Raw genomic sequence first — 22962 nt, 5'->3', positions numbered from 1 at the left:
CCTCAGTGTCCGGCGTGCGGGTTGGCTTTGCCAGCAGGCTGGCTAGCAGGTTGAACGGACGTGATAACCCATTCGCCCTGGCCACGTTCGACAAACTCAAAGTCAATTGCAGCCCCTGGTTTCAACTGCTTCATGATGGCTTCGTTGGCGGGTTTGAACTCCATGGTCATTCCGGGCCATTTCAAACTGGGCACCGGACCATGCGTGATGCTGACCGTACCCGCCTTGGCATCGACCTCTTCGACTTTGCCTTCGGCCTTGTTGCCGACTGTTGCAGCTGCCGGCTTATCGGAGGGTGCTGCTGCACCGTGGCCTGAGTGGCCAAAGCCACCGATAGCCGCTTTCAGATTGCTCTCGGCATCAATCAGGAAATTGGCGGCAACGACCACCTGCTCGCCGTCACGGACACCATCAATGACTTCTACCCGGTCATCGCTGCGAGCGCCGAGCTTGACCTCGCGGGGTTCGAATCGGCCTTCCTTGGCCTGAACCAGAACGATTTGGCGTGTGCCGCTATCAATCACCGCCGAGTTCGGTACGGTGACGACGGCTCCCTTGGCGGTAGTTGGCAATTCAAGCTGGGCAAACATACCCGGCTTCAGCAGGTTGTTCGTGTTCGGCAAATCGATGCGAACCTGGATGGTTCGGGTCTCCGCCTTCAGCGTCGGATAGACGTAGCTGATGGTGCCTTCAAAGGTCTTGTCGGGATAGGCATTGATTTTGACTTTTGCCTTGCCACCTGACTTCACTAAACCGATGTCCTGTTCGAAGACGTCGGCAATCGCCCAGACCGATGACAGGTCAGCAACTTGATACAGGGCCTCGCCAGGCATGAAGCGCATGCCTTGAACGGCCTTCTTCTCGGTGATGATGCCGTTGACCGGCGAACGGAAAGTCAGCGTGCGCCGGGTTTCGCCCGACTTGGCCAAGGACTTCACCTGCTCTTCAGATATGTCCCAGTTGCGCAGTCGGGCGAGGCTCGATTCAGCCAATTGACGCATGCTGTCCTGGGTGTAGCTTTCGGCCCCCTTCAGGCTTTCTTGCCCCTGGACCGCGATAGCGTATTCACGCTGGGCAGAAACCAATTCTGGGCTGTAAACCTCAAACAGCGGCTGGCCCTTGCTGACGGGCTGGCCGGTGACATTGACGTGCAGACGCTCGACATAGCCTTCGAATTTCGGGGAGATGGTATAGGTCCGGCGCTCGTCCGGTTCGATGCGACCGGCCGCCCGGACTACCTTGTCCAGATTGCGCAGGGTGGCAGCTTCGGTGCGTACACCGAGCTTCTGAATTTTCTCGGTGCTGATTTTTATTTGGTTGGCAGAGGCCGGCTCGTCATCCTGCTCGCCTTCATAGACCGCGATGTAGTCCATGCCCATCGGGTCTTTCTTCGGGGTCGGCGAGGTGTCGGGAAGGCCCATTGGATTGCGGTAGAAAAGTATCTTCCGTTCCTTCTTCCCAGAATCTGCTGCAACGTTGGTGGCGCCAGCGGCGTGCGGAGCCGGAGCGCTCTTCTGGCCAGCCCAATAGCCGCCACCAGCAGCCAACGCAGCCACCACGGCGGCGGCAATCACTCCCTTGTTCATAGGTCTTCTCCGAGAATTCGTTCGATTTCTGCAAGGCGGACTTGGGCCTCGGCACGCGATTTGATTTGGTTGAGTTTTGCCTGGCGAATCTGGCGCTGTGCGTCCAGCAGGGTCGCAAAGTCGACCTTGCCGGTTTCATAGCCGGCCAGCGCGGCCTTCAAGGTAAGTTCCGCCTGGGGCAGCAGGCTGTCGGTCGTGAGCCGTTCGGTTCGCCGAGCGGCTTCGAGTTCGGAAATATTGGTGGAAAGGTCAGCCAGGAGCTGGTTCGAGGTTGCATCACGCTTGGCGCGACTCGCCGACACCATCGCTTCTGCCTCGCGCTCTTGGGCGCGGCGACTGGACTGCTGGAGTGGAATGTTGATTTCAAACATCAAGTCCCACTGCTTCACTTCGTTCTGCATTTGATTGGGCACAACGCCCACGGTGAGGTCGGGGTAGCGATTCTTGTAGGCCAGGTCGCGGCTCTTCTCGGCAGCCTTGATGCGGTGCTCTTCGGCTGACAGCATCGGATTCCGGGCGCGGGCACGTTCCTCAAGAGAGACGTAATCGAGCTTGGCGGGCATTGGCAACGGACGCAGGCCTTCGGGCATCGCCAACGGTGCATTGGCTGGACGTCCCAGCAAGGCATTCATCCTAGTCATTAAATGGTGATGCTCGGTCTCCAGGGCGATGAGTTCATTTCGCATCGAGGTCTGTTCGACCTGGGCCCGGATGACATCCTGCTGGGCAGCCAGGCCACCGGCATAGCGAACCTGGGCAATTTTTTCCAGGCGGAGCATCAGGTCGAGAATTTCCTTGGTCAGGCTTTCATTGCGCACCAGATAGTAGAGTTGCGCGTAGGTGGTCTTTATTTTGGTGGCGACCTCGCTCCATGTGCCATAGGCACGCCCTTTGGCACCTTCCGCCTCGAGTTCGGCAATCTCACGCTTCAGGTCACGCTTGCCGAACCAGGGGATGTCCTGCATCAGCGTGTAGCGCGTGCTGCCGACGCGGCTGGGGGACAATGAGGCGCTTTGTGAGCCACCTTTGGTTATGTCCATCAGCTCGGTGCGCAGCTTGGGGTCTGGTAGAGCGCCGGCGGGTGTGATGCGCTCTGCGGCTGCGTCGGCTTCATAACGCATGCTGGCGAAGTCGGGATTACCTTCTCGCGCCAGGGAAAGCAGACTTTCAACAGTGCTGCCCGGTTGGGCCTGAGCTTGGGCACCCAGGCACCAAGCTGCGGTGAGCGCGGCGCACAGGATTTTGCGCGAGGTAGTTATTCGTTTCATCTGTTTGTCCTCGTGATGATTTCCGGTGGCACCGCGTGCCAACATACCCTTACTTTGGCAATTCCAGGCGCACGATAGTCATCGCACCATTGACGTTGTCCGAAGCAAAGCGGATTTTCTGGCCGGCCTTTACTTTGTCGAGCCACGAAGCGTCTTTGACTTTGAACGCCATGGTCATGGCTGGCATGCCATTGGGCAGTGCATCATGGGAAACAGTCATCTTGCCGCCGGCCTTGTCGACCTTTTTCACTAGGCCGTCGATGAGTGTGGATTGTGCCGCGTCCGAGTGCATGGCGCCGTGACCGGCATGCACATCATGGTCAGCTGCCATTGCGAAGGCGGGAGCCAGAGTGGCGACAAAAGCAAAGGATGCAATCAACTTCTTCATGGGGGTTCTCCGAGAGATAAAGGTTAATGTTTAGTGAAAACTTTGGAGCTGCCGTCAGCCTGAACGAGCAGCGTGTCGTAGGCTTGCGGGTGATTGGTTTCCATGCCCGGTGAGCCTTGGGGCATGCCTGGCGCGGCCAAGCCGACGGCCTTGGGTTTTTCTTTCAGCAGGCGCTGGACATCAGCAGCGGGAACATGGCCTTCCACGACATACCCACCGACCTTGGCGGTATGGCAGGAGCCGAATCGCTCCGGCATGCCGGCAGCCTTTCGAGCCGCAGGAACATCATTGACGTCCTTGGTGACGACATCAAAACCGGCCTTGCGCATGTGCTCTACCCATTTTTCGCAACAGCCGCAGTACGGGCTTTTGAACACTTCAACGCGCTCCGCCGCCTGGGCCAGGTTGATGCCGGCAAACAGCGACAGGGCAATAATCAGGGAGCTAGTCTTGAACATGTCGACCTTCGTTGAGCTGTGAGTGGGAACGTATTGGCACAAAGTTTAGGTATCTGCACCCAACAGCAAGCTGACCAAAAAATTACATTTCGGTAATCAAGGGGGCCTCAATGGCTGTGCTTATGCTTGCTGTGGGAATGGCCCTCATGGTTATGAGGTTTGGGGGAGCTCGTTTCTGGAGCGGGGTGCTCCATGCCGGCGTGCGAGTGTCCTTCACTGGCTGCAACGCGGGCCTGATAGTCGGCGGCTGAGAGCTTCGGCAGGACTTTGATGAAGGCCGTCAGGTCCCAGATGGCTTCATCATCCATCCCACCTTTCGCCCAAGCCGGCATCCCGGAACCCTTGATGCCATGTTTGATAATCCAGAATCGGCGGGCATCTGCTACTGGTTCCTCGGTTGCAGGGGCTGCCAGCGACAGGTTTGGCGGGCTTGGATACAGGCCCTTGCGTATCTCGCTGTCCTCGACATCAGGTGACAGGTGGCAATTGACACACATAGCCTCGTAGTTTCCTGCGCCGCGGCGAATGCGCTCTTCGGAATCCAAGTCTGTTGGCGGGACGATGTCCTTGGCTTGCTTGGCTACGGACTGTTCGCGTGCCCACTCAATGACCTTGGTCATGCTGGGCGAATGAGTTGAATCGGCAGCAAAGTCGATGCCGCCTGACTGAATGAGGCCATAGCCCGCGATAACCCCGAGTCCGACTACCGACGCAGCGCCCAATAGAAATTGCTTCATTTACATCTCCTGATTACAACATGCACCATTTTGGTGATGTCCACCTAACCAGAGACTGACCAAAAAATTACATTTTTGTTATCTAGGCGGCTAATCCTCCGCCACAGCGCAAAATGAGCACTAGCACAGTGCGTCACGGGGAGAAGTTCGATGAGGATATTGGTCGTCGAAGACGAGCCGAAAACAGGCGATTACCTTAAGCAAGGGCTATCCGAAGCAGGCTTTATGGTCGACCTCGCCAGAGACGGACTCGACGGACTACACTTGGCATTGACCGAGGCCTACGACCTCGCAGTGCTGGACGTTATGTTGCCGGGCATCGAGGGGTGGCAAGTCCTGCAGGGCATTCGCAAAGCGGGCAAGGATATGCCGGTACTTTTTCTGACGGCTCGAGACTCGGTTGAAGACCGGGTGAAGGGGCTGGAGCTCGGTGCTGATGACTACCTGGTCAAGCCATTTGCATTTTCCGAGCTATTGGCAAGAGTGCGTACTTTGCTGCGGCGCGGGGGTAAAGCGAAAGAGTCTGACCTCCTCAAAGCCGGCGACCTGGAACTCGACCTGATGCGCCGACGTGTTACCCGTGCAGGCAAAAAAGTTGACCTGACGTCGAAGGAATTTTCGCTACTTGAGTTGTTACTTCGCCGCCAAGGGGAGGTGCTGCCCCGCTCGCTGATTGCCTCCCAGGTTTGGGATATGAATTTCGATAGCGACACCAACGTCATTGAGGTAGCCATTCGCCGTCTCCGTGCCAAAGTCGATGACGGGTTCGAGCAGAAGCTCATTCATACCGCCCGAGGCATGGGATACGTTCTGGAAGCCGAATAATGAAGTGGGTGGCCGGCAACTCACTTACCACGCGGTTAACGCTGCTTTTCGCGGTCGTCTCGACGTCAGTCTTGCTACTGCTTGGCTTGGTCATAGGCTCGCTGGTCGAGCGTCATTTCGAGGACATGGACCTCGAACTACTTGAAGGCAAGCTCGAGCTTATTCAGCACGCCCTCGCAGCGACTCGCAGCCCTGGTGATTTGGAAACCATACCTGCCCAACTGGACGCTGCTTTGATTGGTCATCACGGCTTGGCGGTTGGTATTTGGGGGGATGCGGGCAAACCGCTGTATCTATCCGAAGGAGCTTCATTTCCTAAGGGAAACCAGCCTCAAGGCCCGGCTGCGCAATTCCCCCGAACTTGGACAGGTTCCGACCAGCATCTTTATCGGGGGATTATGGGTACGGCTCCAACAGGCATTCCAGGTGGGACCTCAACGACCGTTGCGCTGTCGACTGATTTGACGCATCACGAACACTTCATGCAGTCGTTCAGACTCACGATGTGGGCTGTCGTCGCTCTTGCTGCCACGCTATCAGGACTCCTAGGGGGATTAGCAGCGCGTCGCGGCCTAGCACCATTGCATGACATTGTTCGCCATGCAGCTGATATTACGGCGGAGAAGTTGGACCAGCGACTCGAGGAAGGCAGTATTCCTCTTGAGCTTGCCGAAGTCGTCCGGACTCTTAACGGTATGCTCGCAAGGCTAGAGGGTTCCTTTCGGCGTCTCTCGGATTTTTCGTCGGACCTTGCACATGAACTGCGTACCCCCGTCAGTAACTTGCTGACCCAAACCCAAGTCACGCTATCTAAAGCACGAACACTCGATGAATACCAGGACGTCTTGGCGTCAAATGCGGAAGAGTTTGAGCGCCTGTCGAGAACCATTGCCGATATGTTGTTCCTTGCGAAAGCCGACAACAATCTCTTGATTCCGCTCCGCGAGGATGTAGACCTGCGGGCCGAAGTATCCAGTCTGATGGAGTATTACGAAGCTTATGCCGACGAGAAGCAATTGCGGCTCTCGTGCTCAGGAGAGGCATCCATTGCTGGTGACCGGTTAATGCTACGCCGTGCCATTGGCAATCTGCTGTCGAATGCAGTCCGCCACACACCCAAACTTGGACGAATCTCTATTGAACTCACGGAAACTCCAGAGGGAGAGACCGTCGTTTCCGTGGAGAACACAGGGGAAACTATCGCGCCCGAACATCTACCAAGGTTGTTTGACCGTTTCTACCGTGCAGATGCATCACGTCAACACTACGGGGAAGGCTCTGGCCTTGGATTGGCTATCACTCGCTCGATTGTCCAAGCCCATGGAGGGGAGGTCTCGGTAACGTCCGAGAGTGGCTTAACCAGGTTTGCAATTCGCTTTCCACGTTGAGTGGCATGCAACGTCAATATAGATAATGCAATTCGGATTCTTGAAGGCTGGTTTATTCATGATTTCAGATGTTCCCATTGCTGCCAATGAGTGACAGCAATGGGTCGGCTTGCGAAAGTTCTCGCTTCGAATTCATAGCCGGAAAGCGGCCAGTGAAATACCGATTCCTGGAAGCGGCCAGTCGCCACTGGGTACTCACGACGACCAAAACGGCCGTGGCGGTTTCCCGAAAGCTGCCTGTCAGCCAAAACCAGGTTTAGCGAACTGGACTGCTCCGAAGCTGCCATTGGCGAACTCACCCAACCGGCCAATAGCGGAAACTGACGACGCTAGGATTGAATGGCTGCAACCACTCCCATTCCAGACTGACCTCATCCTCAACAATCACCTGAATACTGAGCTAGAATCCGGCGCATGCGTCGCATTCTGGCCATCCTTCTCATCTGTCTTCTGCCGCTCCAGCTTTCACTGGCAACGGCGGCAAGCCTGCATGGGCATCTCGATGATTTCGAGGTCGCCGTGGGATTTCATGCCCACGATGATGAAGGGCACCATGAATTCGCCGAAGTTACGGGAGACGTAGTCGTTCATGGCGACATGCACGCAGACCACGACGATGATGGCCATCACGATGGCCACTTCCATCACGTCTACAGCATGCTCGTCTTCGAAGTCCCGCAAAATATTGCCTCACCCGAATTTCGAAGTGAGTTGCCCGGTCCATCTGCGGCATTCACCTCGCACATCCCCCGCGTCACTGACCGACCTCCGTTAGCCCGGCTTTAACGCCGGCTAGCCGTATTTCCGCGAACTGCCCTGGGCAGTCTTCGTCGTTGTCGCCTGCCGGCCACCTCGTTTCCATTTGCATGCCCCGAGGAGTCCGATGCGACACTTATTCTGTGTATTACTGGCTGCGCTGCCACTGACCGCAGCCGCACAACCGTCATCCCTGACCGAAAGCGAAGCTATTCGGCGTGGCTTGGCTCGTACAGAGGTCTCTGACCTGAACAACGCGCTTGTGGACGCCGCTCAAGCCAATGCGCTGGCGGCACGTGCGCTCCCCAACCCCACACTCTCCTACGGGCGCGACAAGGGGCGAGGCTCCTCCACGACCACTGAGGAAACCTGGCTGGTTTCCCAGAGCTTCGACATTTCCGGTCGGCGTGGACTACGCCAGGAAGCTGCCGAGGCAAGAGTGGAAGCCGCGTATGCGGGCAACACCCTGCGTCGCGGCGAATGGGCGGCAGAGATTCGGCGGCGTTTCCACGAAGCGCTCCTCCATCAGGAAACGGCACGTGCGACTCAGACCTGGACCGAGCGCTTTGCTCGCGTCGAAAGCCTCGTCGACAAGCTCTCCCGTGCCGGCGAAGCCTCGGGCTATGACCGTCGCCGCCTGGCCCGCGAAAGACAAAGTGCCGATGCACGCTTGCAGACAACACAAGGGGAACTGGAACGTGCCAAAGAACGTCTGGCTGCACTCCTTGGTTCTGCTGGCCAAGCCCCCGGCACACTGCTTGGTGAACTGCTGCCAAATACGCCAGTGGCCATGCCCGACGTTGCCAGCGTGCTTGACCAGCGCCCTGACCTGCAAGCTTTGGCCCGTCGCGCCGAGGCAGCCGACCTCGAAGGTCGAGCCGCCGGCCGAGGCTGGATTCCCGATGTCACCTTGGGTGTTGGCCCCAAGCAAACCGATAACGGCATCAGCCGGGAGAACGCGACGGTCATGACGGTCGCCATCCCGTTGCCGGTGTTTGACCGCCAGCAGGCTGGCCAACGCCGGGCAGCCGCCGAAGCCATGCAAGCGCGCAGCGAATATGGGCTAGCCAAAAGCCGCGCCGAAGGCGAATTGCGCGGCTTGCAACGCCAGCTCGAACGCCTGACGGCCGCCGCCAAGTCCTACCGCAGCAAAGCAGTGGCCGAGACGCCGGAGTTGCTGCGCATCGCCGAGTCGGCCTATCGCGGCGGGGAATCCTCCCTGCTTGAACTGCTTGATGCCTACCGCGGTGCGCTGGATACCGAGATTACCGCACTCGAACTGGAATGGAAGGCGCGCCAGGCGCGCATCGAATACGACCTACTAACCGGGACCGTGACGCAATGAACAAGACCCTGATAGCTACCCTGTGCGCCGCGCTGCTCCTCGGCGCTTGCAATAACGCCAACCAGCCGCATGACCATGACAAGCCCGCAGCAGCTGAACAAGGGCATGGTCACGACCACGGCGCCGGTGGCGTAAAAATCACCCACTACGGTGACAAGACCGAACTGTTCGTCGAATTTCCCCAACTCGTCGTCGGTGAGGAATCGGCCTTCGCCGCCCATCTCTCGACGCTCAGCGACTTCCGGGCGCTGGCGGCCGGCAAGGTGACCGTCATTCTGTCCGGCAATGGCCAGCCGGAAGAGTCCTTCTCTATCGAGGCCCCCAGCCAGGCGGGTATTTTCCGGCCAATCGGCATGCCCAAAATGGCCGGGAAAAGGGAGTTGACCGTGGAAGTGGTGACGAAAGACTTCACCACCCGTCACAACCTGGGGGCCATTACCGTCTATCCCGACCGCAAGCGTGCAGAAGCCGAGCACCCAGAAGAGGAAGAAGGGGGCATCGGCTTCACCAAGGAACAGCAGTGGAAGGTGGATTACGCAACGGCTGAGGTGGCTACCAAAGTCATGCGCACCTCGGTACCTGCATCCGGAACCCTTATCGCACGCCCTGATGGCGAGGCTCTTATCACCGCGCCCGCAGCCGGGACGGTCAAGGCCTCGGGCAATTTCCCGGTGCTGGGTCAGAAAATCAGCAAAGGCCAGATACTGGCCTACTTCGCCCCGCGTCTGGGTGGTGACACCGACATGGCCTCGCTTCAGGCCGATGCACGTAAAGCCAAGGTGGAACTGGACCTGGCCAGCCGTGAACTGGCCCGGATGGAGGGCTTGTTCAAGGATGAAGCGGTTCCTGAAAAACGTCTGCTCTCTGCCCGCGCTCAGGAAGCTAGCGCTCGAGCCACATTGGAAGCGGCCGATGGCCGTCTGGGGCAGTACAGTGGTGCCAGTGGTGGCATCCCGTTGCGCTCGCCAGTGAGCGGTGTTCTGGTCGATGTACGCGCCACCCCGGGTGGCTTTGCACAGGAAGGCAGCACGCTATTCCACGTCTCCGACCGCCGCGTCTTCTGGCTGGATTTGAAGGTACCGGAATCGGATGCGGTGCGCCTGCGGGCGCCGACCGGGGCCACCTTCCGTGTCGATGGTATCGAGCAGGCCTTCGAGGTGACTGCCGGCAAGAACGGGCGTCTCATCGCAGTCGGCGGCGCGGTGGATACCGTGACCCGGACGGTGCCCGTGGTCTTCGAGTTCTCGCAACCGGATGAGCGCCTGCGGATTGGCATGGCCATCAAGGGGCAAGTCGTTTCCGGCAGCAGCAAAGAAGTCCTGGCCATTCCCGCCTCGGCCGTCATCGATGAGGCTGGCATCCCGAGCGTCTTCATCCTGCGCAGCGGTGAATCCTTTGACCGCCAGGCGGTTCGTCTGGGGGCTCGCGATGGCGATTGGGTCGAGGTCATCGAGGGCCTGGAGCCCGGACAACGCGTTGTCTCGCGAGGGGCCTACCTGCTCAAGCTGGCGGCGACCAAGAGTGGCGAAATCGGCCACGGCCACGCGCATTGATGAGGTGACGACATGATTGGACACATCATCACCTGGTCGCTGCGCAACAAACTGTTTGTGCTACTGGCCGGCATCCTGTTGCTGGTCTGGGGCAGTTGGCAGGCCACGCGCACCCAGATTGACGTTTTTCCTGACCTGACCGCACCGTCGGTCACCGTTGTCACCGAAGCTCATGGGATGGCACCGACCGATGTCGAAACCCTGGTCACCTTCCCCATCGAGACGGCACTGAACGGCGCGCCCAGCGTCCGTCGCGTTCGTTCCGCGACCAAGGTGGGGCTGTCGGTGGTCATCGTCGAATTCGAGTGGGGCACTGACCTTTACCGGGCTCGCCAGGTCGTGGCCGAACGCCTGCAAGTGGCGCGTGCTTCGCTGCCACCCGATGTGGCGGCACCAGCCATGACGCCAGCGGCCTCCATCATGGGAGAAATCCTCTTCATCGCCCTGAACTCCGACCGGCATTCCGGCATCGTCCTCAAGAACACGGCGGAACAGGTGCTCAAACGGCGCATCCTGGCCGTGCCTGGCGTGGCCGAAGTGCTGCCTATCGGCGGCGACACCCAGCAATTCCAGGTGACCGTTAAGCCTGAGCGGCTCGCTGCCTATGGCGTGACGCTCGACCAGGTGACGCAGGCGCTGCGCGACTCGAACCAGAATTCCTCTGGTGGCTTCTATGTCGAGTCCGGGCAGGAATACCTGATTCAGGGCTTGGGGCGTATCAACACCCTCGACGACATTGGCGATACAGTCATCAGTGTGCGCGACGGCCAACCAGTTTTGATAAGGCATATCGCCGAAGTCGGCATCGGGGCTGCGCCCAAGCGCGGTATCGGTTCGCACAACGGGAAGCCGGCCGTCATCCTGGGCATCCAGAAGCAGCCCGGAGCCAATACGCTGGAGCTGACCGAGCGCCTTGACCAAACCCTGGAGGAAATCCAGTCCGGTCTGCCCGAGGGCATGAAAATCGAGCGCCACATTTTCCGGCAAGCCGATTTCATCCGCGTCTCCATCGACAACCTGCTCACCGCGCTGCGCGACGGAGCCATCCTGGTCATCGCCATCGTCTTCGCCTTTCTGCTCTCGGCGCGGGCAACAGCCATCACTTTGATAGCCATCCCGCTGTCGCTGGTCACGGCCATCCTGGCGATGAAGGCACTGGGTGCCACCATCAACACCATGACTCTGGGTGGCATGGCGATAGCCTTGGGTGCTTTGGTGGACGACGCCATCATCGTGGTCGAGAACATCGTCCGCCGGCTGCGTGAGAACCTGGCCAAACCCGAGGCGGGGCAACGAGCTGCGGTCACGGTGGTTTACGAGGCGACGCGCGAGATTCAAGGCTCCATCGTGTTCGCCACGGTCATCATCATGCTGGTTTTCATGCCGCTCTTCTTCCTGAGCGGGGTGGAAGGCCGTCTGATGGTGCCATTGGGCTTCGCCTATGTCGTTTCCCTGGCGGCGTCTCTGCTGGTAGCCATTACCGTGACGCCAGTGCTCTCGGCACTGTTTCTGCCCAAGTCGAAGATTGTCGAGCAAGGTATCGAGCCGCGCTTCATTGCCTCCTTGCACCGTGGGTATCGACGAATACTGGAAGCGACAGTCAGCCGGTGGCGCTCCGTGGCCCTGCTCAGTGCCGGGCTGTTGCTGGCAGCCTTGGTCGGGCTGTCGCTGGCCGGGCGAACCTTCCTGCCTGACTTCAATGAAGGTACGCTGACGGTCAGCACCGCCACCTTGCCGGGAACCGCCTTGGAAGAGTCCGGCCGCATGGGTGAAATGGTCGAGCAAATCCTGTTGTCGCACCCTGAAGTAATCAGTACCGCCCGCCGCACCGGCCGTGCTGAGGGTGACCCGCATGCGATGGATGTGTCTGCCTCGGAAATCGAGGTCACCCTCAAAATGGGGGAGCGCAGCAAGGAGGCATTCCTGGCAGCCTTGCGTGGCGACCTCGCTTCCGTACCGGGCACTCAGGTGGTCATCGGCCAGCCAATTTCCCACCGCATCGACCACATGCTGTCCGGCAACCGCTCGAACATCGCGGTGAAGATATTTGGACCGGACCTCAACGAGCTTCGCCGGCTGACCGGGGAAATCAAAACATTGGTCACAGCGGTGCCTGGGGCTGTTGATGTTTCGGATGAGCAGCAGAGCGACATCCCCTTCCTGACCATGCGCTTCAAACGCGATGCCCTGGCTCGCCATGGGCTGTCGATTCGTCAGGTGGCCGAAGCCGTCGAGATGGCTTTCTCCGGCATGGCGGTCAGTCGTATCCAGCAAGGCCAGGCAACCTATGACCTGACGGTTCGTTTCGACCCATCCACCAAGGAGAATCTGGATGCAGTGCGGGCGACGCTCATCACCACGGCCAGCGGCGCTCGTCTGCCGATGTCAGCCCTGGCTGAAATCCGTAACGACCGGGCGCCGTACTACATCACCCGTGAGAACGTGCAGCGCAAGATGGTCGTCATGGCCAACGTTGCCGAACGCGACCTCGCCAGTGTGGTGTCCGACATCCGTACCCGCGTCAGCAGCCAGGTCAGTTTGCCGCAGGGTTATCACGTTGAGTATGGCGGGCAGTTCGAGAGCGCCGAGGATGCTGGAAAAACCCTCGCCATTCTGGGCGTGGGTGTCATCGTTGGCATCTTCCTGCTGCTCTTCGTAGCCTTTGGCACGGCGCGTGATGCCTTGCTAGTCATGCTCAATCTGCCGCTGGCCATCATTGGCGGGGTGATTGGGGTATTTGCCACAGGCGGTATCTTGTCCGTAGCTTCCATCATCGGCTTCATCACACTGTTCGGGATTGCCACCCGCAATGGCGTGATGATGATTGCCCACATTCACCATCTGGCAGAGCAGGAAGGCGTCAAGGATGCCAGGGAAGCGGTCGTGCGCGGGGCGGAAGAACGCCTGGTGCCCATTCTGATGACGGCCTTGGCGGCCGGCCTGGCCCTGGTGCCACTCGCCTTGGCCTCCGGGCAACCCGGGAGCGAGATTCAGGCGCCGATGGCAGTCGTTATCCTGTTTGGGCTGGCAAGTTCGACACTGTTGAATATGGTCGTTGTGCCGGCGCTTTATCTTCGATTCGGACAAATAGGAAGAACTATTGCAAAAACACCCTCCCTGCTTGATTGAAGCAAACATAGAACCTGTTTTTTCGGCAAACCATCAAGGAAATTGATATTGCTTTGATGGCTTGAGCCGCACACCGTGAACGGCCAAGACGGCTACGATTCAATGCGGATGGCTGGCGTGGTGAGCGTCGGGAAAGTGGGCATGGACATGCACCATGGGCTCGTGCCGATGTAGATGCGCGTGCTTTGTTCCAGGAGCTATCGGAGTCCCGTGTATGTGCTGGTGATGTTCGTCGTGGGTGTGCTCGTGACTGTGTTCCATGGATTCGTGGGCATGCTGATGTTCGTGGTGCTCTGTCAAATGGAGCCAAAGGCCAATAGCCATGAGTAGTCCTGCGGTCAACAGCGGGAAAGTAATCGGTTCGCCGGCCAAAAGCGCCAGGGTGGCACCAAAGAATGGTGCCACGGAGAAATAGGCTCCCGTGCGGGCGGTACCGAGATGACGCATCCCGACGACAAACAGGACCAAGCTTAGTCCATAGGCGAGAAGCCCCACAACCATAGCTGCCTGTACGGTCCACCAGTTCGGCAACTGGTTTCCCAGTGCTAGGCCAAGAGAGATATTGACGCTGCCGGCAACTGTCCCTTTGACGGCGGCAATCCAGGTAGCGTCAAGCAAAGCCACCTTTCGTGTCAGGTTGTTGTCGATAGCCCAGCACAAGCAGGCGCCCAGTATCGCCATGGCCGGCAGTGCTCCGGCAAACCGGGTTTCGCCGGGCCAACTCAGAATCACTGCTCCGCCGGCAATGGCCAGCATGCCCAAGCCGATTCGCCGGTCGAAGTTCTCCTTGAACACAACCCAGGCCAGCACTGCGGTCAGGACGCCTTCGGCATTTAGTAAGAGAGCTGCCCCCGAAGCAGGCATCCCGGTCAGGCCATACATCAAAAGCACTGGGCCGGCGATACCGCCAGTTAGTACCGCAGCAGCCAACCAGCCAGCCTCGCCGCGCTGGAGGGAAACGGCTGGTGCATGAGTCACCAGGCGGTATAGCGTAAGGCCAAGACCAGAACCCAGATAGAGCAGCCCGGCGAGCATCCAGGGACTGGCATCCTGCAACAACCACTTGGCAATGGGCGCACTGGCGCCAAACAGCAACGCTGCGACGAGGGCTGCAACGACACCCGGACTGAACATGGAAGCTCGGAGACTCATGATGGTGATAGGGATAGTCTTCTCAGGATTGTGACATGCAAGTGGATTCGCTTTCTGATGTGCAGCTCAAGAACATATTTGTAGAAAACTCTACTTAATTGTAGAGTGTGTTCATGAATACATGGATTGCACTGATTACCAGCCTCCCAACCGAGAACGCGACGGCGCGCATGCGCGCCTGGCGTAGCCTCAAGGCATCGGGTGCGGCCGTCTTGCGGGATGGTGTCTATCTGATGCCGGAACGGGAGGCCTGCCGAGCCACGCTTGAGTCCGTCGCAACAGATGTCCGGGCTGCCGACGGGACCGCCTTGGTCGTCCGCATTGAAGAACCCAGCGACGGCAACTTTGTCTCCCTGTTCGACCGTAGTGCCGACTTTGCGAATCTGCTGGGTGATATCACGACGCTTCGGGACGGGCTTAACCCGGAAACGGCAAACGAGGTGCTGAAGCAGGCGCGCCGACTGCGCAAGACCTTCACTAACCTGCTTGCCATCGACTTCTTTCCCGGCGAAGCACAGAAACAGGCGGATGAAGCCCTGTGTGATGTCGAACAACGGGCAGCTTGGGCGCTTTCTCCGGATGAACCACGCCCCATCAACGAAGCGATTGGCCGCTTGGAACTTGCCGAATATCAGGGACGTGTCTGGGCGACGCGTCGGCGCCCTTGGGTGGACAGGCTGGCCAGTTCCTGGCTGATTCGCCGCTGCATCGACCCGCAGGCCAAGTTGCTTTGGCTGGCAACCCCATCTGACTGCCCGGCCGATGCCTTGGGTTTTGACTTCGATGGTGCAACGTTCACCCATGTCGGCGCCCGAGTGACCTTCGAGGTACTGCTTGCCAGCTTTGGTCTGGAAACGCCGGCCCTCCAACGCTTCGGTGCCCTAGTGCATTTCCTGGACGTCGGCGGGGTTCAACCGCCCGAAGCTGCTGGTATCGAAGGAGTCTTGGCCGGTCTGCGCGACACCATCCTCGACGACGACCAGCTTTTTGCATTTGCCAGCAACATCTTTGACGGACTACTGGCCTCCTTTGAGAAAGGCCAGAAATCATGAATCAGACCCTGACAGAGAAATCCGAAACGCTCGACAACGCGCCCATTGAAGTCAGCTTCTGGCAGGCCTTCCTGTTCTGGCTGAAACTTGGCTTCATCAGCTTTGGCGGCCCGGCCGGACAGATTGCCATCATGCACGAGGAGTTGGTGGAACGTCGGCGCTGGATTTCCGAGCGGCGTTTTCTGCATGCGCTCAACTACTGCATGGTGCTGCCCGGACCTGAGGCTCAACAACTGGCTACCTACATCGGTTGGCTGATGCATCGGAGTTGGGGTGGCATTGTCGCCGGTGCCCTGTTCGTGTTGCCATCGCTATTCATCCTGATTGGCTTGTCGTGGGTTTATATCGCCTTCGGCGAGATGCCTCTCGTGGCCGGACTCTTCTACGGTATCAAGCCTGCAGTGACTGCCATCGTCGTGCAGGCCGCGCACCGCATCGGTTCGCGGGCGCTGAAGAACAACGTGTTGTGGTCCATTGCGGCCGCATCGTTCGTTGCCATCTTCGCCCTCAACGTGCCGTTCCCGGCCATTGTCGCGGTAGCTGCGGCTATTGGTTACTTCGGCGGGCGCATTGCGCCGGACAAGTTCAAGGCTGGCGGCGGGCATGGCAAGGCGGATAAATCGTTCGGTCGGGCGCTCATTGACGACGACACGCCGGCACCTGAACACGCTATCTTCGGCTGGACGAAGCTGGCGAAGGTTGCTCTCATTGGCGGACTGTTGTGGTTGGTGCCGATGGGCATGCTCATGACCAGTTACGGCTGGGAGCACACGCTGACGCAGATGGGCTGGTTCTTTACCAAGGCGGCCTTGCTGACTTTCGGTGGTGCCTATGCGGTGTTGCCCTACGTTTATCAGGGCGCGGTCGGACACTACGGCTGGCTGACACCAACTCAGATGATTGACGGGCTGGCGCTGGGCGAGACCACACCGGGGCCGCTCATCATGGTGGTTACTTTTGTCGGTTTTGTCGGCGGCTACATCAAAGCGGTGTTTGGTCCGGACAGCCTGTTCCTGGCGGGGGCCGTTGCCGCAACGCTGGTTACCTGGTTCACCTTCCTGCCGTCCTTCATTTTCATCCTGATGGGTGGCCCCTTCATTGAGACGACCCATAACGACCTGAAATTCACGGCACCGCTGACCGCCATTACGGCCGCTGTGGTCGGTGTCATCCTGAACCTGGCCCTGTTCTTCGGTTACCACGTCCTGTGGCCAAAGGGGTTTGAGGGTTCGTTCGAGTGGATGTCGGCAGTCATTGCCTTGGGGGCTGCGATTGCGCTGTTCCGGTTTAAGGCGAACGTCATCCATGTGATTGCGGCCTGCGCAGTCATTGGCTTCATGGTCAAGACACTGATGTGAGTTCCGCGTATGTCAGCAATGAGACGCTTAGTTGCCACCTAAAATGAACCGTGTCAACGCCTGCTTTGGGTCGTGAGTACCCAGTGGCGACTGGCCGCTTCCAGGAATCGGAATTCACAGGCCGCTTTCCGGCTATGAATTCGAAGCGAGAACTGTCGCAAGCCGCCCCAAAGCTGTCGTAGTGGTTTCCCGATAGCGGCCAGTCAGCCAAAGCCAGGTTTTTCGAACCGGAGTACCGGGATGTGGCTTTAGACGGTTGGGGGATGCAATGCGTCTCCCTGGCTTTCTTCTTCTAATAACTTGGACGTTTATTGGAAGATGGACTTATCTTTCAATATTTTGAGAAGGTAGTGAGAAGATGGCCACTCCCCGCCGCGACCTCCAAGCCGAAATCCGCGGGTATCTAGGCCAACAGCTGGCCGCCGGCCAAGCTGAGTGCTCCCCCGAAGCCATTGCAGCGGCACTCAAGGCCCCGCGCTCGACGGTCAATTATCACCTGGCCCAGATGGTTGCGGAGGGTCGCATCCAGAAGCGATATGGCGGGCCGGCCACCCGGTATGCGCTCCCGGCGCAGGCGGTGGCGGCCTCCTGGCCGGCAGGGTTAGTCAGCAACGGGTTCCAATTCTCGGCCGACCGGCAGTCGCTCATTGAGAAGCTCACCGCTCCCATCGGCACTCGAAAGCCGTTGGCCTATCGGCTGGGCCTCGCGCTCACAGACAAGTGGATTGCCGCTGGCCGACCAGGGCTGTGATGTTGCGTCCCCTATAAAGCGACTGTTTCAAATGCGCAAAGAGATTCCGCCTAAGCCGAACCCCCTGTTTTGGTCAGTTGCGTAGTAACACCTTTGTGGAGAGAGGTCGTCGAGCCCTTGGCGTCTGCTATGTATCGGATAAGTACGCATCGTGCCGCTATTCAATGTGGATTATGCACCCCGCTTAGAGCAACGCTCTTACTTTTTCAGAGCTGCCATCAGTTCGCGAACCTGAGTCCGCAGGGTCTCAACTTCCCCATTAAATCTTCCTGCCTCAGCAGCTTTTTGGGTTAGTTCAGCCCGGAGATTCTCTGTGGCTGCACGCGCATCAGCCAAGGCATTCTCAAGCACAGGAACCCTGAGCGCTTTGGTCTGAGCCTCCACCAACGCCAGTTCAACTTCGCGTAGCCGGGCTTGGCTCGATTCAAGCGTTGCGGCTTGTTCTGCTTCAACGTTTTCCAATCGTGCAATGACCCCAGTTGCTTCAGCCAGTTCACTGCGAACGGCCGCAAGTTCAACTTGGGCGTCCTCCTTGGCTTTCTGAATCTCTCGCTGGGCTTCCATGGAAGCCAACCCCCACAGAGTTCGACCAAACTCCTGGGCTTTGGCTAGCACCTCCGCTGGCACAGAGGAAGCCGCGGCCGCATCCTTCGCGCGTTTTTCAGCCCATGCGGCAAGGTGTTTCTTTACGGTACTGTATGACCCGCCGCCGATTCGCTTTTGGACATTAACGATGGAAGGTTCGACTCCCTCGAGCAGCAGGGCTTCAGCGGCGTCGGATACAAATTCGAAACTTGCTATCTCACGCATGCGAGTCTCCTTTACGATAATTACATTACAGTAATTATCGTAATTTCTAGCGAGGAGTTCAATACTGCTTTGCGTTTGCCGCTTCGTTGCCAGCTTTTGGCCTAAAGGGCTGACGAGAAAACCATCAGCGATGCGCCGATTGCTCCTGCACTTCTGGCCAAGTTAGAACAACGAATTCACCTTGGAGGAGGGGGTGATATCGGAGTCATTGTCCATAAAGGTAATGACTCCCTGGGAACAGCGGTTGAAACTATTGAATTAGCTTGTGAATTTGCAACCACTCCGACCGGGCGAGAGACCTAGGATTTACCATCCCAGCAATAGCTTGATTTGGGAAACCATCCACCTTTGCTCCTCAGCGGTGACGTCCCACTCCCCTGATTGCCCTTTCCGTGCCACTCCTGTCGCCATCCGGCCCAGTGTGGTTTCGTGAGACCACTCCGGATGTTCATCTGCTTTGCGCCGGCAATAAGCGACGAGCTGTTGTACGAGGTCATCGCAGTATTCGTAGCGCTGAAGCAGTTCTTCGTCTGTTAGGCCAACAATGTAGCGACCTTCAACCAGGCGGACAGGTATCTTAGGTTGAATACCCGGTACCGAACCAAGAGGGGTTTCACGGGGAAAATCATCTGGAATGAGTATCATGATAGACAAGTAACGAATATGTAGTTAACGCTCTTAACTGCCGAGCCAATGGTCTGTACTCCGCATGTTCATTTATAAGCCCATGCTGCTGTGGAAATGATAGCTTTGGCCTCAGCCATCCCGCGCGAAAGAATCAACGCTGCCATACCCTGCACAGTGCTGAGGTAACCGCGCGCAGTAATGGTTAGCTCGATTTGCCCTGTCGAAGTCAGGCAAAGATTGGCAGGTTCTACATCGATGCACTGCTCTATGCAGCTCATTAAAAACGCTGCTTCCATACCTAACGGTGGTGACTGAACGGCAGTCACTGTATGTCTGCACTCGTCATTTTTTGCAAGCAACTGCTCAAGGACCTCAATGGCAGCAACTAACTCCCGCGAAGTCGTATCACTTTTTGCCAATACTAGAGCCGTAGCTAATCTTGTGTGCCAATCCCCGTCAGGAAAAAGGCCGTGAAAACGATTCGGGTGATATTTAATGCGTTTCCGTTCCAAATCTACACCCCCATTGATTACAGGCAAGCCTCACCCGGCCAATCAAATGCATATTGGCAAGCAATGAACACTTTAGGGTGGAACATTTTAGTGTGTAGATTCTAACAGAAAAGCAGCTGAAACTCGGCCCCTAAACTGGGAAGAGGCATGAATCGAGTCGAAGCACTAGCAAGTGTCATACGGGACACCCGGCAGCGTCTAAACATTTCACAAGAGAAGCTGGCTGAAACGGCCAAGCTTCATAGAAACGGAGTCGGCCGTATTGAACGGGGTAAGGTTGGTCTGAGTATTTTTACTCTGTGGCTGATTGCTGACGCACTCGGAGTAAGTGCATCCGAGCTAATGCGTCAAGCCGAAATACTGGCAGCGAATCAACACGAAATAGCTCCACCAAACTCGCTTCAAGCAGACTGACTGAAGCTACTGAAATTACGCTTCGCGCCATTTCTAGTTAGCATCTGCCATTCTCCGATTGGTAATACCTAACCTCAGTTGAGTACACGAATGGCAGTTGTCACTGCTCAAAAGGGAGGCGCCAGCGTTAGCCCTCTGGCCGGAGTAACGGTACTTAGGTTATGGCTACCGCTAAATAGGCCCGAAACGAATATTTCTCAATCTAAAGATAAGCGGCTGGGAACTAAACTGCCATACAGCGTCTGCTCTAGGGCGATTGGAGCCGTACCAAATCATTATAATAATCGACAGTCGGTGTGGCGCTCAGGTCCGGTTTTCGTGGCTGTGTTGGGCCAAAGGGGGCACGCTCGCCCTTCGGTTAGGCAGGGGCAAGGACTTGTTCAGCATCTCCCGTGTTACACCATTCTGTCCGGCATTGAACAACCAGACTACAAATTGCTGAAGCAATGCCGTGTTCTCTGTTTTGAGGCGCTCGTTTTCTCTCAATAGGCTTTCGTAATCGTTGGCTCTACGGGTTAGCTCGGCTTTGCTTATGGTTGGCGGCTTGGGCGAGGTGCATACCCGCTTCTTGGTCGTTTGGTAGGCAAGCTTGATTCGAGCATGCCGGTCCAGCGCCTGGCGAGTGTAGTGGCTACCAAGCTCCTTCTCGATGCGCTTGGCGAGTAGTACCCATGTGAGCTCACCCTCCCACTGGTCTAATAGTCGAACTATGCTTTCAATTCTATTTTCGTTAAGTGCCGGCGCCCTTGACCTGCTGGTTGAGGCGCTTGATGTACTGTGCATTTTGTTTGGCTTCAAGGGGAACTCCGTGGGGAAAATCTAGTTCAATACGGACGCGTTGTTCTAGTGCGACCTTGAGCTTTGAGGGTTGGTCTTGGACAGTCAGGTGAATTAAGGCCCCTTGGGCAATATCCGGGTCGCGTAGCTTATCCAGCATGGCCGCCATCCGCGTCACCAAATTCGTGTTGTGAGCAACCCAGCGGTCGGCACCGTATTCTTCGTCGTCCATGGCTTGACGGGCGTTTTCCAGCAGGTGTCGAGTTCGCTCCAGCTTTTCGGTGAGTTTGCGTTCTGCTTCCTCGTCGCCCTTAACGCATACATGGTCGTTGCACATCAGACAGTCCCTGTGCTGCTGGCAGGGTTCCTGCGAGTAGTCGTGAAAACAAACGCCGAAGTCTGTCATATGGGCCACAGGAATACGTTGAGCGGCATACTCTTCTTTGGAAATGGGAACGATGGCAGTGGGTAGTGCAAAATGCCCCTTGGAATCCACACTATCTAAGACCTGAATACGCAGACGCTCTACCCGTTGGGATGGTGTCAGGTGGTTGTAGACGTTGTTTTGCTGGATGTCTTTCCGCCCAGAGAGAAGGGCAATATCAATTTGAGACATGCCGGCAGCGTTCATCAGGGTATTCAGCCAATGCCGGAACTGATGCGAGTTGGCTCTGATAGGTGAGCCATCGGCTTCGATAAAGCCGTAGAGGTTGAATATCGAGCCCTCACCCTCAGCCGTGCCAGTCAACGCCCGTGTAAATTTGCTCATGTTGTAATGAGTTAGGCAGCAGCGGTTCGGGCGACATGATGTGCTGAGTCTCTGCCCAAGATAGACGAACAGCAATTCGCTATACCGCTTTTTTTTGTCTTTTCCAAAATAAGGGAACCCATGCGGGAGTTGTGAATGTACCTGTCGGGCAACGTCTTTGGCTTTGTAAAGAAAGCGAGTAACCGTTCCACGGCGGTTTTCTTTCTGATAGGAAATCTCGTTTTTACGAACCCATGTCCGAACTGTTTCCGGGTTGAAATCTTTGCCCCACATGATTTCACCCAGTTCACTCATTGTGAAATAGGATTTGTCAGCTAGGTGGGCCACATCGGGGTAGAAATATAGCTTTCCGGGATTCTGCTCATACCAAGCGGCTAGCTTTCGGGCTGGTTCTGTAATTTCACGGATGCTCTCAAGGGCTTGCTTGACCACATCAACCAAGGACTCCGGAATCGGCTTTACGATGGAAGTGCCTCCCTTGTTCGGCCACCAGCGAAGCCCATATCCGCTGTTACTAGCGGAGAATGCTTGCACCTCTATATCTGTCACTGACTCCAGTAGTTCACTCAATCGTGCAGGACAACTCATCAGCACAGCGCACGCTGAGGTTGCGATGCGAGTAGGGATGTCATAACGAGCATCGGTATGGCAAATGTGAAATATTTTTGGGATAGCGTCGATGGCAGCCTTGGAAGGAAGCTTCTTTGCTCGAGCCAAATCCCCCTCTAAACCCAGCGCTCCGGTTGTGTCTGCGGGAGCGGGCGCATTAGACTTCCAAACAAAGGGCACTCGAACAAGTCCGTTGGCAGGTAGGAATTCCGCAATGCTAGATAAGTGTATGCCAACCTTGTAGATGCTGGCCGGACTCAGCGATTGCAGGCACAAATCTTGAGCCCTGGAAAATACAGCTCCAGTGAGGTCTGTAACTTGGAGGCCTATCTTCATTTGGCGGGCGGCCAGTTCCAGTATCTTCAAGGCCTTTAGCCGGTCTGCTACTGGTGTGATGGCTACCGGTTGCAGCGCGAAATCGTGAGTAAGATAGGCCTTCGCGAAGTTTAGGTAAGGGGCTTCCAATACTTGGCTTTTGGATTGCACCAGCTTATTGCCATTGGGCTCATCGAAAGCGTACCAATGGATATTTCGCTCCCCCTTCTCATCAAAGTAGTCCGTCACGTTCCAAATGTGGTGGTCGAACTGCCGGTAGGCGCCAAAGACCTTCAACTTGCGAACGAAGGTGACAAAATCCGATAAATTATCAACAGCCGCGCGGTCTGCCCGCGGGACAAATGCAATCAGTTCTCCCATCG

General features: G+C 57.3%; 20 protein-coding genes. 9 read left to right on the top strand and 11 right to left on the bottom strand.

Going from position 1 to position 22962, the window contains the following annotated elements; translation table 11 throughout:
• Positions 1 to 2 precede the first annotated feature (2 nt).
• The 5 genes from KI613_RS17795 to KI613_RS17775 all read right to left on the bottom strand — a co-directional run bounded on the left by KI613_RS17795 (position 3) and on the right by KI613_RS17775 (position 4437).
• Positions 3 to 1586 carry an efflux RND transporter periplasmic adaptor subunit gene (locus KI613_RS17795; protein WP_226401881.1) on the bottom strand — a complete coding sequence of 528 codons (1584 nt, stop codon included), beginning with the start codon at positions 1584 to 1586 and terminating at the stop codon, positions 3 to 5.
• Positions 1583 to 2899 carry a TolC family protein gene (locus tag KI613_RS17790; RefSeq protein WP_226401879.1) on the bottom strand — a complete coding sequence of 439 codons (1317 nt, stop codon included), beginning with the start codon at positions 2897 to 2899 and terminating at the stop codon, positions 1583 to 1585. Before KI613_RS17790 ends, KI613_RS17795 begins: the two co-directional genes overlap by 4 nt.
• Before the next feature lie 4 nt (positions 2900 to 2903).
• On the bottom strand, positions 2904 to 3242 hold the full coding sequence (locus tag KI613_RS17785; RefSeq protein WP_226401877.1) for a copper-binding protein: 339 nt from the start codon (positions 3240 to 3242) through the stop codon (positions 2904 to 2906).
• A 23-nt stretch (positions 3243 to 3265) separates the two neighbouring features.
• Positions 3266 to 3700 (bottom strand): DUF411 domain-containing protein, encoded by a 435-nt coding sequence (locus tag KI613_RS17780; protein ID WP_226401875.1) that lies wholly within the window; start codon positions 3698 to 3700, stop codon positions 3266 to 3268.
• A gap of 107 nt (positions 3701 to 3807) precedes the next feature.
• Entirely contained in the window at positions 3808 to 4437 is a 630-nt protein-coding gene (locus KI613_RS17775; RefSeq protein WP_226401873.1) for a c-type cytochrome, read from the bottom strand.
• A 150-nt stretch (positions 4438 to 4587) separates the two neighbouring features.
• Between KI613_RS17775 and KI613_RS17770 the strand changes: the two genes are divergently transcribed.
• Positions 4588 to 5262, top strand: a complete 675-nt coding sequence (locus KI613_RS17770; protein WP_226401871.1) for a heavy metal response regulator transcription factor — start codon at positions 4588 to 4590, stop codon at positions 5260 to 5262.
• Entirely contained in the window at positions 5262 to 6650 is a 1389-nt protein-coding gene (locus tag KI613_RS17765; protein WP_226401869.1) for a heavy metal sensor histidine kinase, read from the top strand. The genes KI613_RS17770 and KI613_RS17765 overlap by 1 nt, the downstream gene beginning before the upstream one ends.
• Positions 6651 to 7115: 465 nt before the next feature.
• On the opposite strand, the gene KI613_RS17760 is transcribed toward KI613_RS17765, so the two are convergent.
• Positions 7116 to 7331, bottom strand: a complete 216-nt coding sequence (locus tag KI613_RS17760) for a hypothetical protein (RefSeq protein ID WP_226401867.1) — start codon at positions 7329 to 7331, stop codon at positions 7116 to 7118.
• 202 nt (positions 7332 to 7533) lie between these two features.
• Between KI613_RS17760 and KI613_RS17755 the strand changes: the two genes are divergently transcribed.
• Genes KI613_RS17755 through KI613_RS17745 form a run of 3 tightly spaced genes read left to right on the top strand, consistent with a single transcriptional unit; the run spans position 7534 to position 13433 of the window.
• Complete coding sequence (locus tag KI613_RS17755) at positions 7534 to 8751, top strand: TolC family protein (protein WP_226401865.1); 1218 nt, start codon at positions 7534 to 7536, stop codon at positions 8749 to 8751.
• Positions 8748 to 10304, top strand: coding sequence for an efflux RND transporter periplasmic adaptor subunit (locus KI613_RS17750; protein ID WP_226401863.1), 1557 nt, complete (start codon positions 8748 to 8750; stop codon positions 10302 to 10304). Before KI613_RS17755 ends, KI613_RS17750 begins: the two co-directional genes overlap by 4 nt.
• A gap of 12 nt (positions 10305 to 10316) precedes the next feature.
• Entirely contained in the window at positions 10317 to 13433 is a 3117-nt protein-coding gene (locus tag KI613_RS17745; RefSeq protein ID WP_226401861.1) for an efflux RND transporter permease subunit, read from the top strand.
• Positions 13434 to 13532: 99 nt separating this feature from the next.
• On the opposite strand, the gene KI613_RS17740 is transcribed toward KI613_RS17745, so the two are convergent.
• Entirely contained in the window at positions 13533 to 14567 is a 1035-nt protein-coding gene (locus KI613_RS17740; protein ID WP_319004078.1) for a DMT family transporter, read from the bottom strand.
• A gap of 131 nt (positions 14568 to 14698) precedes the next feature.
• Between KI613_RS17740 and KI613_RS17735 the strand changes: the two genes are divergently transcribed.
• The 3 genes from KI613_RS17735 to KI613_RS17725 all read left to right on the top strand — a co-directional run bounded on the left by KI613_RS17735 (position 14699) and on the right by KI613_RS17725 (position 17746).
• Positions 14699 to 15637 carry a chromate resistance protein ChrB domain-containing protein gene (locus tag KI613_RS17735; RefSeq protein ID WP_226401847.1) on the top strand — a complete coding sequence of 313 codons (939 nt, stop codon included), beginning with the start codon at positions 14699 to 14701 and terminating at the stop codon, positions 15635 to 15637.
• Positions 15634 to 16995 carry a chromate efflux transporter gene (chrA, locus tag KI613_RS17730; protein WP_226401845.1) on the top strand — a complete coding sequence of 454 codons (1362 nt, stop codon included), beginning with the start codon at positions 15634 to 15636 and terminating at the stop codon, positions 16993 to 16995. Before KI613_RS17735 ends, chrA begins: the two co-directional genes overlap by 4 nt.
• A gap of 358 nt (positions 16996 to 17353) precedes the next feature.
• Positions 17354 to 17746 carry a helix-turn-helix domain-containing protein gene (locus KI613_RS17725; RefSeq protein WP_226401843.1) on the top strand — a complete coding sequence of 131 codons (393 nt, stop codon included), beginning with the start codon at positions 17354 to 17356 and terminating at the stop codon, positions 17744 to 17746.
• Positions 17747 to 17944: 198 nt separating this feature from the next.
• On the opposite strand, the gene KI613_RS17720 is transcribed toward KI613_RS17725, so the two are convergent.
• The 3 genes from KI613_RS17720 to KI613_RS17710 form a co-directional block, all read right to left on the bottom strand.
• Positions 17945 to 18556, bottom strand: a complete 612-nt coding sequence (locus KI613_RS17720; RefSeq protein ID WP_226401841.1) for a DNA-binding protein — start codon at positions 18554 to 18556, stop codon at positions 17945 to 17947.
• A gap of 306 nt (positions 18557 to 18862) precedes the next feature.
• Positions 18863 to 19201, bottom strand: a complete 339-nt coding sequence (locus tag KI613_RS17715) for a hypothetical protein (protein ID WP_226401839.1) — start codon at positions 19199 to 19201, stop codon at positions 18863 to 18865.
• A 68-nt stretch (positions 19202 to 19269) separates the two neighbouring features.
• Entirely contained in the window at positions 19270 to 19695 is a 426-nt protein-coding gene (locus tag KI613_RS17710) for a hypothetical protein (protein WP_226401837.1), read from the bottom strand.
• 147 nt (positions 19696 to 19842) lie between these two features.
• Here KI613_RS17710 and KI613_RS17705 point away from each other — a divergent pair, with 147 nt between their 5' ends.
• Positions 19843 to 20109: a helix-turn-helix domain-containing protein gene (locus KI613_RS17705; RefSeq protein ID WP_226401835.1), complete on the top strand. Its 267-nt coding sequence runs from the start codon at positions 19843 to 19845 to the stop codon at positions 20107 to 20109.
• Positions 20110 to 20839: 730 nt separating this feature from the next.
• Here KI613_RS17705 and KI613_RS17700 read toward each other — a convergent pair.
• Positions 20840 to 22960 carry a hypothetical protein gene (locus KI613_RS17700; protein ID WP_226401833.1) on the bottom strand — a complete coding sequence of 707 codons (2121 nt, stop codon included), beginning with the start codon at positions 22958 to 22960 and terminating at the stop codon, positions 20840 to 20842.
• Between the last annotated feature and the right edge of the window lie 2 nt (positions 22961 to 22962).

Source organism: Ferribacterium limneticum, from assembly GCF_020510585.1.
Taxonomy (GTDB): Bacteria; Pseudomonadota; Gammaproteobacteria; order Burkholderiales; family Rhodocyclaceae; genus Azonexus.
This window is presented reverse-complemented; position numbering and strand designations above follow the sequence as displayed.